Raw genomic sequence first — 12391 nt, 5'->3', positions numbered from 1 at the left:
GATAAATCTGACCGCCTAAAGGCGGTGGCTTTAACCCTGAATACGGACTAGTAAATTTTAAAGGACTACTCATCAATGATGACCGAAGACCAATTAGAACAAGAGTATCTCGTGTCAAGCTATATTACATTAAGGTATCATTTTTGATGATAGAATCTAAGATTATTTAACCTGTTAAGGGCTTAAAAATGAATATTGCACAAACACTTCAAACACATATTTTGGCTTTACCAACCAGTTTTCAGGCGGAAGTTTTGGATTTTGTTGAGTATTTAGAAAAAAAATATGGCGTAGGATTAGTTGCTAAAGCCAACGATAATGAGCAAACAGAAGCTTTTATAGCGCGTATGACGCATAGCTTGGGTGATGATTTTCCTGATGATATTAGTGATGTGGACTTAGGTGAAGATAGTGTAAAGGACTTGTTGTAATGAATGGATATTTGTTAGATACCAATGCGTGTATTGCTATATTAAAAGGCAATCCTACGATCTTGGCTAATATTCGCCGAGTAGGAGTACGCCAATTATATTTATGTGCACCTGTTAAAGCGGAGTTATGGTTTGGAGCGTGTAAAAGTGCTAAAACAGTTGAGAATAAACAAAAATTAGAGACTTTTTTTGCAGAATTACCCAGTTTAGCTTTTGATGATAAAGTGATTAAAACACAGGCTGAGGTACGTATGGCCTTGTTTGCTAAAGGAACACCAATTGGCCCATATGATATGCAAATAGCAGCTATTGCCTTGAGTTATGGTTTAATAGTAGTGACAGATAATGTGCGCGAGTTTGAACGTGTACCTGATTTGCTGATATAAGATTGGTTGGTTTAGCGATAATAAACATATAAAAAAGGACTACTCTCAATGATGACCGAAGACCAATTAGAACAAGAAATGTTAGGCTATTTAGCAGACATCGGTTATCAGTGTATTAATGGTTTAGACATCGCTCCAGACAGCTCACAACCCGAACGCAGCAACTACCAACAAGTTATATTAACCGAACGCTTACGCCAAGCTATCCATCGGCTTAATCCACAAATTCCTGCTTCTGCCCGTGAACAAGCCCTAAGCCAAGTGCTAAATTTGGATAGCCCCATACAATTGGTGGCTAATCGCCGTTTTCATCATTATTTAGTCAATGGTGTGGCGGTTGAATATCAAAAAGACGGTGAAACGCGTGGTGATTTTGTCCGTTTAGCCGACTTTGAAAATCAAAAAAATGACTGGTTAGCGGTCAACCAATTTACCATTAAAGGCGCAAAACATACGCGCCGTCCTGATGTGATATTGTTTTTAAATGGCTTACCACTGGTAGTCATAGAATTAAAAAATCCTGCCGATGAAAATACCGATATTTGGAAAGCCTACGAGCAACTACAAACCTACAAAGAGCAAATCAGCGATTTATTTCAATACAACGAAATTTTAGTGATTAGTGACGGCACAGAAGCACGAATGGGGTCGTTATCGAGCAATGCTGAACGCTTTTTGGCATGGCGTACCATAGACGGCAACACCTTAGACCCACTTGGCCAATTTAACGAACTAGAAACGCTAACACGCGGTATTTTAACGCCAGATTTATTGCTGGATTATTTGCGCTTTTTTGTGTTGTTTGAAGATGACGGCCAACTGATTAAAAAAATTGCAGGGTATCATCAATTTCATGCGGTTCGCTCTGCCATTAATCAAGTGATTGCAGCTTCACAACCACAAGGTAATCAAAAGGGCGGGGTGGTTTGGCATACGCAAGGTAGCGGAAAAAGTATTACCATGACCTGTTTTGCGGCACGAGTGATGCGCGAAACAGCCATGCACAACCCAACGATTGTGGTCATAACCGACCGTAACGACTTAGATGGTCAGTTATTTGGTGTGTTTTCATTAGCACAAGATATTTTGCGCGAACAACCTGTGCAAGCCGAATCACGCCAAGATTTGCGTGACAAACTATCATCACGGCCTGCGGGCGGTATTGTCTTTGCCACCATTCAAAAGTTTATGCTCGCCGATGAAGAAACAGTATTTCCTGTCTTGTCAGATCGTCACAACATTGTGGTTATTGCTGATGAAGCGCATCGCACCCAATATGGTTTTAATGCCAAACTCAAAGTCAAACGCACTCGCCCAACAACTGCGGCTAATGATGCTTACACCGATACAGAATTAAAATCTTTAATGGCGGCAGAGCCACAAGCTGAATATCAAGCCAGTTATCAAGTGGGTTATGCCCAACATCTGCGTGATGCCTTGCCGAATGCCACTTTTGTTGCCTTTACAGGTACGCCTGTCTCTAGCGAAGACCGTGACACTCGCGCGGTATTTGGTGATTACATTCATATCTACGATATGCAGCAAGCCAAAGAAGATGGCGCAACGGTGGCCATTTATTACGAATCGCGTTTGGCAAAATTAGGGCTAAAAGAAAGCGAATTACCACAGATTGACGAAGAAGTGGATGAATTAGCCGAAGATGAAGAAGAAGCCGAACAATCACGCCTCAAAAGCCGTTGGGCAGCGTTAGAAAGCATTGTTGGCGCACCACCGCGTATTGCTCAAGTCGCAGCAGATTTAGTCAGCCACTTTGAAGAACGCAACCAAGCACAACAAGGCAAAGCGATGATTGTTGCCATGAGCCGCGAAATCTGCGTTCATTTGTATAACGAAATCATTAAACTACGTCCCAATTGGCACAGCGAAGACCCCGAAAAAGGCGCAATTAAAATCGTCATGACAGGCAGTGCCAGCGATAAAGCCTTATTACGGCCTCACATCTATTCCCATATTGTCAAAAAACGCCTCGAAAAACGCTTTAAAGATCCACATGACCCCTTAAAGTTGGTGATTGTGCGTGATATGTGGCTAACAGGGTTTGATGCACCTTGTGTGCATACCCTGTATGTCGATAAGCCCATGAAAGGCCACAACCTAATGCAAGCCATAGCCCGTGTAAATCGGGTATTCAAAGACAAACAAGGCGGTTTGGTGGTGGACTATATTGGTATTGCCAATGAATTAAAAAGTGCCATTAAGGAATACACCAACAGCAAAGGACGTGGCCGCCCTACGGTTGACGCACACGAAGCCTTAGCCGTGTTATTAGAAAAAATGGATATTATTCGTGGCTTATTGCATGGTTTCGATTACAGTGGCTTTTTAACAGGTGGCCATAAAACCTTAGCGCAAACGGCTAACTATGTTTTGGGGCTAGACGATGGTAAAAAACGCTTTGCCGATAATACACTGGCGTTAAGTAAAGCCTTTAGTTTGTGTTGCACCCTAGATGAAGCTAAAGCCCTGCGCGAAGAGATTGCTTTTTTTCAAGCGGTTAAAGTGTTACTCACCAAGCGTGACACCAGCCAAAAGAAATTGAGTAACGAAGAGCGTGAATTAGCCATTCGACAAATTATTGGTCAAGCTATTGTTTCGGAAGATGTAGTTGATATTTTTAATGCGGTAGGTTTAGAAAAGCCCAATATCGGCTTGCTTGATGAAGCTTTTTTGGATGAAGTCCGTCATTTGCCTGAGCGTAATTTAGCCGTAGAGTTATTAGAACGCCTATTAGAAGGCGAAATTAAAAGCCGCTTTAAAACCAATTTATCTCAAGAAAAGAAATTTTCAGATTTATTAACCAATGTCATTAAACGCTATCAAAACCGCTCGATTGAAACAGCCCAAGTCATCGAAGAACTCATCGACATGGCTAAGAAATTTCAGGTTGCTGCTAGTCGTGGCGAGAGTTTAGGCTTAAATGAAGATGAATTGGCTTTTTATGATGCCTTGATTCATAACGAAGCCTCTGTGCGTGAATTGGGTGATGATATTCTTAAGCAAATTGCTTATGAACTTACCGATAATTTGCGTAAAAGTTTGACGGTAGATTGGGAAAAACGCGACAGTGTACGCGCCAAATTACGCTTATTAGTTAAACGTATATTACGCAAATATAAATATCCACCCGATCAACAAGAAGAAGCGATTAACCTTGTGTTGCAACAGGCTGAAAGTTTGTCGGCAGAGTGGGTGGTAATGCTTTAGAGGGGAAATCGTCCAAATTGAGCATGCTCAATTTAGCTATTTATCTGTTTTAAAGATAATATTTTTTGACATGCTTATTGTACAATATTTTTTTTGATGGTCTTAATTTGACAGTATTATGAATATTTCGCCGCGTAGTTTGGTATTGGCTTTAGGCTCACATTGGGATGTTGTGGAGTGGTTAGTACAAAAATCACGCGATCAATTATATTTTGAGCCAAGCTATATTGTTTCTGTTATTAGTAAACGACAACCGCATTTATCTGTTATTGAGTGTGAAGAAATATTACGTAAATTAGTGAGTAGTGGTTTATTAGAATTCATTGCACGTGGCGATACTTTGCAAATTAATAGCCATGTTTTGTCTTTTGTACGCAGTTTAACTCGTGAGCATGAATTAGGTTTATCCGCTGTTTTACAAGCACGAGTACACGCTATTCGAGAAGCAACAGATCAACTTAATGAGGGCGTGCATCTCAATAATATGGATATGATGCGTCATGCAGCGATTAATTTAGCGGAATTATTTCGACAAATCAGCCAACAGCTTGACCAAGACCGTCATGCTATTTTAGAAATTGCAGAAAAAGCAAAAGCAACAGATAGTCAATTATCTGCCACATATCGTTATCGGCAAGTGCTACAAGCCTATGATAAATATGTAGAGCCTATGGCACAAATGATGGATACAGGCATTCATGGTACGTTTTACCCTTACCTTGAGCAAGCTGAACGCGTCTTAGATAATGCTGTAGAAAGATTGACCACCCAAGGCTCGTTATATAGCCAACGCCAACATATTCGCCAAGTAGCTTTTGCTACCAAAGATTTACGACAGTTGGGACGTGAAGTCTTAAAACAATGTAGTGATACATTACTCCCCTTACGTGAGGAAATAAGACAACATAATCAATTAAGTACGTCAATTAGCTATTTATTAAGCCAAGTTCGTAAACGTAGCCTTAATAAAACGTTTCGTTTTGCATCACTACCATTATGGCAACGTGATATGCCAAGGCGAGTCACCGTAGGCGACGAAGTATTAACGATCATGGCGGAGGCAAAAAATTATCAGCCAATCAGTATTGGCTTTCCCGAAGAGATGACTGAGATTAGCCAAACAGTATTAGATATAGTTGACGATATTGCGGTGAGTCAGCATTTATTTTCTCAATTACCTGTGAAAGATGTTTTATCTTGGTTGCAACAGCATTATGGTTATTTAAGCGATTCGACTTTGTTGCGTTTATATCATTATTTAATACAGCAGGAAGCATGGCTGTGTTTTCAAGCTGAGCAAGCTGTATTGTGCGAGCTTAAACAAATTAATGTCTATCATTATCCACATGGAGTGGCATCACATTGAATTTACTCACGATTAATTTAGCTAAACTTCATAAGTTAAGCGAACTATTTCAATTTTTTAACAGTGGTAAACACCTAAACCGTTTAAGTGAGCCTGAATTATGGGCAGCTTTAGAACAAGAACAAAATCAGTATGAATTATTATTTGAACATTTAGGTTATCGCTTGCGTGTTGATGGACGTGGTTTTGCATGGTTTCATACCGAAGATAGTAATAGTAATGTGTCTAAAGCAACACGCAATTTGGCATTAGTGTTAATGGTATTATTTGATTATCAAGCTGATAACCAACAATCTTTAGCGCGATTTTGTGATTGGCGAATTGATAGAGTTTTGCTACAGGCAGTTTTTGATAAACACCGTGAGTTGTTACTGGCTGAATCTTTAGATATAGAAAGTATCACTCAAGTTTATGATACCGCCGTACGTTATGGTTTTGCTCAAGCACAAGATAGCACATGGCGTTTATTACCTGCGGCAGTACGTTATTTAGATCATTTCCAAGAGTTAGCACGACATCAAATGACAGAAAATGAGCTAATGGATGCGGCAGAGGAAGAGTAAATATCATGATAACCTATGGTTTTCAACGTTTAGTATTGTTAAACAGTGCAGGATATCAACGCGCAGAGTTACCCTTAGATGCCTCTGTTTCTTTAGTGGCACCCAATAATACAGGTAAAACTAGTCTGATTAATGCTTTACAATTTTTGTTAATTGTTGATAAACGTCGTATGGATTTTGGTGCAAATGATCTTGATAAAAGCCGTCGATTTTATTTTCCAAATAACAGCGCATATATTTTATTAGAAGTTTTTTTGCCAGATTCAGGTACAGTGGTATTAGGTTGTGTTGGCAAAGGTGTAAGCCACGATTATGAATATTTTGCTTACCAAGGACAGTTAAATATTGAAGAATATCGTTTGGCTGATGGCAGCTTAGTGTCACAACCACAACTTAAAAATCAGTTATTACAATATCAACGTTTGGTGTTTTCTTATAATACAAGTGACTTTATAGAGGTATTATATGGTAGGCGTAAAAAGCGTGTTGCAAACGAGCCTGATTTTGCGGTGTTTAAATTAGAACATAGTAGCCAAGTAGATGCATTTCAACGGGTATTAACACGTACTTTACGCCTTGATAAGTTGCGTTCCCATGAAGTTAAAGCCTATTTATTAAGTATTTTTAAACGTGATTTACCCGATGCAAACATTGATTTTAAAAAAGAATGGGATACTGCTTTTGCTGAAGTTAATCGTGAGCGTGAACAATATCAAGCTGCCGTTAAGCAACAAGCCGAGATTGCACAACTAGAGCAAAAACAACAAAGTCGTTTACAAATACGTGGCAAGCTATTGTATTTTAGACCAATCATTAACCAACAACTCAGCGAATGGCAACAGTATTTTGAGCAGCAAAGCCAAGCATTACAGCAACAGCAGCAGATTATTAACCAGAAGTTAGCACAACTACTCAGTAATAACGGCGATTTACATCAGCAAAAAGCACAATTACAACAGCAGTTACAGCAGCTTAATAACACTAGCCAACGTCAAGCCTTATTAGCACAACAATTTGCTTTGGTCGCTAACCGTCAACAATTAGAAACACAGCTTGCCGCTGTAAGCAATCAATTAGACCAACAAACGGCATTAGTACAGCAAGCCAGTAGTCGTCCTTTGGCGAGTATTGAGCGTGAATTAACACGTTGTCAGCAAGAAATTGTTAACACTGAGCGAGAATTAGCCTCATTGAGCGATAATTTGTATTTGGCCTTACAACAGCAACTCGAATCACAAAAACTTGATCTTATAAATAGGCTGTTTAACAAACAAGTGATGTTATTAGATAGTCAGCATTATCAATTAAATAGCACGTTATTTACGCAATGGTTGAGTAAAAACGCCATAGAAAACCTCGAGCTAGCAGGTTTAACCTTAAAGCTAGAGCAAATTAGCGCACAACACAGTCAGTCAAGTGCCGAACAACTCCAACAGCGATTACAAGAGCTTAAACAAACATTAGCAGATTATCAGCAACAAGTTGCAGCTGCCAAAGCCATCGAGCAAGCTAAACAACGTAAATTAGCCTTAGCACAAGAAGTCAAACATATTGAGCGTGATTTGGCAGATTTTGATGAACTAACAGGCTTAAATAACAGCAGCGAGCAACGCCAGCAACAACAGCAGCAGTGCCAACAACAATTAGCCAGTATTGACAGTCAACTGACACAGTTTCAAGCATACTATCAACAACAGCAAACACACGCTAGTCAGCTGAGTGAGAAACTCACCCAACTTAACGATAAACATCAAGAGATTAACCGTCAACGTAATCAACGCAAAGATGATGCAGTCGTATTTGCTTATTTAGATGAATTGCCCCATCAACCGTGGCTGACTATCAGCGAACCTGTGTTAGATGACTTAGCGAATAATTTAGCTGCCTATCACAAAGACTGCCAAACGCTGATTAACCTCGATGAGCAAATGAAAACGCGTTTAGCTGAGTTACACGCAGGAGGCTTAACTAAGTTTCAGTACAGCGAACAGCCAGAACAAGAAATTAGAAGAATTATTGAATTTGCAGAACTTTTACCCCAAGAAGCTCAATCTTTAGAGCGTAAGGCGCGTGATGCAGTCATTAATGTGACAGTGTGTTTGCGTCAATTGCGAGATGGTTTGTTGACTTTTAAAAGCAAAATGAAAGAGTTTAATAATTTAATCAATCGTCGTCAGATATCTGATTTATCTAAATTCAAAATTGAGCCGCAAGAAGAAACAGCATTAGTTGAGGCAATTAATTTATTAATTAACACAGCGGAAAAGGTTAACACAGGTGATACCTTTGAACTATTCAATCAAGCTAGTGTCCTAGATGATGAGGCTCTCAATAGAGCTAAAAATTTGTTAGTAGGCGAAGGTAAGGCGCATGATTTTTTAAGGGTAGAACATTTATTTAGACTCTCATTTATTGTAGCAAAAATGAATGGTGCTCCCGAAAGTTTTGAGGATATAGATAGTGCAGCTTCTAATGGTACGGTATTGATGGCTAAGTTGGTAACAGGTTTAGCTCTATTACATTTAATGCAGGATAAACGTCATCAAGTACGTGCGGTCTGTTATTTAGATGAAGCCTCTGCTTTAGATATACGCAATCAAAAAATCCTTATTGATACAGCTGAAGAATTTGGATTCTCATTAATTTTTGCCTCACCAACCCCACTCATTACTGCGCGTTATTGTGTCCCTATTAGCCGTCATCAAGGATGGAATCAGATTAGTCAAAAGAGTTGGCAAATTTTATCTAATAAAGAAGATAGTGTGCTATGAGTCGTCCTTTGATTGATGCACTAAATAAACTCATTGTCGCAAACAGCATGTTGCCAAGTAGTCAATTTAGCCCCAAACAACAACAGGCATTAAATAGCTTTTCCCAACAAACAAACGCGATTAGTCAGCGTCCACAAGGCAGAGGTACTGTCTATCAAGTGATCAATTTGCCGCGTGTTGAGTTAGAGCTTAAAACCTTACAACCGATAAATGCTGAAAACTTAGCTAATGACTTGCCTCAACGTAGTATTAATATTGGCTTATATCGAAACAGCAAAGCTAAACAACATAACCATGATGTTAGTTATATATTGATGAAAGCCATTAGTCCATCGGTGCTTTGGCAGAAAGAAAATGGTCACTATTTGGATGTTAGTGAGAATACTCGGTTATCAGGTGTTGCTAGTTTAATGATAACAGCATCAGATAATTGGTGTTCTCAACAACCTTTGTGGTTAGTTGAAAATCAAGCCTTATTTGATAACTTATCATGGTTGCCAGATGATGCGACAGGAACGATTGTTTATTACGCAGGACAATTACATGGTGTGTTATTAAATTGGTTGGCGCAAAAACCACGTTGTCGTGAGGTTATTCTATTTCCCGACTATGATGGTGTTGGTTTCTCAAATTATGTGCGTTTATATGAGAAGTTAGACCAAAAGGTTAAATTGTGGTTAATGCCCAACTGGCAAAATAAGTTACGGCAAATGGGTAGTCGAGAGTTATGGATTAAGAATAGGTCGCTGTTTGATGCAAGTTTGGCAAAAATGAAAGCTTTTGATGTAGATGATGAACTATGGTTGTTAATTGAAGAAATGCGTCAGTATGGTTTAGTACTAGAACAGGAAACTATTTTTATGAATATAGAAGATTGAGAATATATGTATAAAAAGACAATATTTTATCTATAAATGCTATAATAATAAAATATTAGCTAACGGGTTATCTTTTTATGGATAGTCTTTTAACCTTAAACTCTGCCTATGATGTACAACAAAGTTTGGCTGAAGCTGTACGCATACGCCGCAAACAAAAAAAATGGTCACGACAAGAACTCGCTGAGCGTAGTGGTGTGCCTGCGGCAACTATTAAACATTTTGAGTCAACAGGCCAAATTTCATTAAGACAATTTTTATTATTGTGGCAACTGTTAGACTCATTAGACACTATCCTTGAGTTGACATCACTCAAACAGCCTTTGCCGCAAAATATTGATGATGTTTTAAAGTTGAGAACCTAAGATGAGCTTAGATATTGCTCAGCTAGATGTGTTTCGTGTCAATAGCCTTGGTCATGAAATCAAAGTAGGTCGTTTAGCTCAAGCTAACAGACAAGTGTATTTTCAATACGATGAAGACTACCTAAAACAAGGTCATAGCCTTTCGCCATTTCGATTAAAATTTTCCCAAGAACTGCAAATTAATATAGATAAATCACAGCCTCTACAGGGCGTATTTGCTGATTCATTACCTGATGGTTGGGGACGTTTGTTGATGGATAGGTGGCTACGTCAACAAGGTTATTTACCTCAACAAGTGAGCCTAATGTCACGTTTGGCTTTAGTGGGTGATAGAGGCATGGGCGCATTACGTTATCGTCCTGTTCATCCTATTGCTGACGATTCGTTATTGCATTTACACGAAATTGGCCAACAAGCTCAGGCGATTTTTGAAGGACATCACGAGGATGTTCTACCACAGTTAGTTAATGTTGCTAGCTCTGGTGGAGCGCGACCAAAAGCCCTAATTTATATTAATCCTGATAATCAACAGATAGTTAGTCAGGCACAACGAGGCTATGAACCGTGGTTGATAAAATTTACCTCAAACAGTTTGGCATTAGGTCATGATGAAGGACGCTGTGAAGCTGCTTATTTAACTATGGCCGAAAAAGTGGGTATTACTGTTCCTAGGTGGCGTTTGCAGGCTCATCAACAACAAGCATGGTTAATGGTCAAACGTTTTGATGCGCCATCAGCATTGGGGCGTTTGCATATGCACAGCGCCGCAGGATTGTTAGATGCAAATTTTAGAGAGCCATCATTAGACTACGAAGATTTGATTAAAGTGACGATAAAACTCTGCCAATCAGTGGCTGCGGCTAAACAGCAATTCTTAAGAGCATTATTTAACTGGTATGCGTGTAATATGGATGACCATAGTAAGAATTGGGCATTTTTACAAAATGATGAGGGACAATGGCAACTTAGTCCGATGTTTGATGTGACCTTTAGTCCAAACAGTTATGGCGAACACATGACTGCATTTGCTGGTTACGGTAAATATCCACCCCAAAAAGCATTAATGCGTTTGGCACAGCATGCAGGCATTGGGCAATGGTCAGAAGTACAAAACATGATAAACCAGATTAAATCAGTACTAAGCACTTGGCCACAAATTGCAAAAGAATTAGAAGTTAGTGAATCTAATACGCGGATGATTATGAAGGCATTAGATGGGCGTTTAAGCACTTAATTTTTATTTTTGAATTGATTAAAATGCGCGTTATACTGCTCAATAGTTGTTATTTATAATAAATGAGTAATATAGTGCGCAATTATACCATCACCAATATAGAACAATTAGCCTTATCCTTAAAAACCATTCGGCGAGACTTAAAGCTCAGTCAACAAATGCTCGCTGAGAGAACCTTATTATCTCGACGAACCATCACCAATGCCGAAACCGCACATAATGTTGGACTGGTGGAATTTTGTCGAATGGCAAATGCTTTAGGTTATGAGCTGGTATTACGGCCAAAACAAACGGTTGTGTTTGAAGATTTGGCCGATGTATTTGCCGAAGATGAAGATTAAATCATGAGTGAGTTGTTATCATTATTTAATAAAATTCGCCGTTTAGAAATCATCACGCCACAAGGGCAAGCAGGGCTGTTAAGCAAAGAATCTAACTTTGTTTTTAATTATGGCCTTAACGCGGAAACAGAAACATCTGTGTCTTTAGTGATGCCTGTCCGTCAACAAAGCTATTAGTCATGTCTCGTTTTGACCGAAAAGCCGATGGCACTCCGTTGGGCTTTGAAGATATGGCCGTATTAACAGGCAGAAATACCGCCAGAAAATATGAAGGCAGTTATGAAATGATTGCTAAAGCCGTTGGGATATTTACAGGCGAATATAGTCATATTGAACTACAGCGGTTGTTTGAGCGTGTTGTCTTGTCTTGTAAATTGGGCGACGGTGATGCGCACTTAAAAAATATTGGTTTAATTTACGAACAGCCATCGGCTAGACGTCAATTAGCCCCCATTTATGATGTGGTCTGCACCAATATTTATCCTGAATTAGATGGCCAACTAGCTTTGAAATTAAATAAGAAAAAAAGCTTCCCTAACCAAGCCGAACTCATTGCTTATGGTCTGCGCTTAGGCTTAGAACAACAGACAGCACAACAGATTTTAAGACGTATTGACCACGCATTTGATGTGGTATGTGAACGCTTAGCTCAAGATGTGCGTTATACAGAAGATGATTTATTAATGAAAATTAAGCAGGCGGTTTATGCTTTAAGGTAGAGATATACCTGATTAATAAAGCCAAAGAATCTTTTTAAAAATATACACTCTCTGAGTTAGGGGTCGTCTCAGGAAACGGAATTTAAAGCACGTTAAGGATTTCTCAGTGGCC

12 protein-coding genes are annotated in these 12391 nt (G+C 39.2%); all 12 read left to right on the top strand.

All coding sequences use genetic code 11. The features are described 5' to 3' along the window. Positions 1-188 precede the first annotated feature (188 nt). Positions 189-431, top strand: a complete 243-nt coding sequence (locus tag Q0212_RS16435; protein WP_297927539.1) for a DUF2281 domain-containing protein — start codon at positions 189-191, stop codon at positions 429-431. Next, on the top strand, positions 431-817 hold the full coding sequence (locus tag Q0212_RS16430) for a PIN domain-containing protein (RefSeq protein ID WP_297927537.1): 387 nt from the start codon (positions 431-433) through the stop codon (positions 815-817). Before Q0212_RS16435 ends, Q0212_RS16430 begins: the two co-directional genes overlap by 1 nt. A gap of 51 nt (positions 818-868) precedes the next feature. Continuing rightward, complete coding sequence (locus tag Q0212_RS16425) at positions 869-4042, top strand: type I restriction endonuclease subunit R (protein ID WP_297927541.1); 3174 nt, start codon at positions 869-871, stop codon at positions 4040-4042. A 118-nt stretch (positions 4043-4160) separates the two neighbouring features. Further along, a complete protein-coding gene (locus Q0212_RS16420) occupies positions 4161-5408 on the top strand; it encodes a hypothetical protein (RefSeq protein ID WP_297927535.1) in 1248 nt (415 codons plus the stop codon). Further along, a complete protein-coding gene (locus tag Q0212_RS16415) occupies positions 5405-5971 on the top strand; it encodes a hypothetical protein (protein ID WP_297927533.1) in 567 nt (188 codons plus the stop codon). The genes Q0212_RS16420 and Q0212_RS16415 overlap by 4 nt, the downstream gene beginning before the upstream one ends. 5 nt (positions 5972-5976) lie before the next feature. Beyond that, positions 5977-8742: a hypothetical protein gene (locus tag Q0212_RS16410; protein WP_297927531.1), complete on the top strand. Its 2766-nt coding sequence runs from the start codon at positions 5977-5979 to the stop codon at positions 8740-8742. Further along, a complete protein-coding gene (locus tag Q0212_RS16405; protein WP_297927530.1) occupies positions 8739-9620 on the top strand; it encodes a hypothetical protein in 882 nt (293 codons plus the stop codon). Before Q0212_RS16410 ends, Q0212_RS16405 begins: the two co-directional genes overlap by 4 nt. 77 nt (positions 9621-9697) lie before the next feature. After that, positions 9698-9985: a helix-turn-helix transcriptional regulator gene (locus tag Q0212_RS16400; RefSeq protein ID WP_297927528.1), complete on the top strand. Its 288-nt coding sequence runs from the start codon at positions 9698-9700 to the stop codon at positions 9983-9985. 1 nt (position 9986) lies between these two features. Further along, positions 9987-11219: a type II toxin-antitoxin system HipA family toxin gene (locus Q0212_RS16395; protein WP_297927526.1), complete on the top strand. Its 1233-nt coding sequence runs from the start codon at positions 9987-9989 to the stop codon at positions 11217-11219. Between the two features lie 74 nt (positions 11220-11293). Continuing rightward, the gene (locus Q0212_RS16390) at positions 11294-11560 is read left to right on the top strand and encodes a helix-turn-helix transcriptional regulator (protein ID WP_297927525.1); all 267 of its coding nucleotides are present in this window, start codon (positions 11294-11296) and stop codon (positions 11558-11560) included. Positions 11561-11563: 3 nt separating this feature from the next. Next, positions 11564-11737, top strand: coding sequence for a hypothetical protein (locus Q0212_RS16385; RefSeq protein ID WP_297927523.1), 174 nt, complete (start codon positions 11564-11566; stop codon positions 11735-11737). A gap of 2 nt (positions 11738-11739) precedes the next feature. Continuing rightward, the gene (locus Q0212_RS16380; protein WP_297927521.1) at positions 11740-12279 is read left to right on the top strand and encodes a HipA domain-containing protein; all 540 of its coding nucleotides are present in this window, start codon (positions 11740-11742) and stop codon (positions 12277-12279) included. The last annotated feature ends 112 nt before the right edge of the window (positions 12280-12391 follow it).

Origin of the sequence: uncultured Agitococcus sp., from assembly GCF_937920075.1 — a bacterium.
Taxonomy (GTDB): domain Bacteria; phylum Pseudomonadota; class Gammaproteobacteria; order Pseudomonadales; family Moraxellaceae; genus Agitococcus.
The sequence above is the reverse complement of the archived record's forward strand: the minus strand, read 5'-3'. Positions and strand labels throughout refer to the sequence as shown.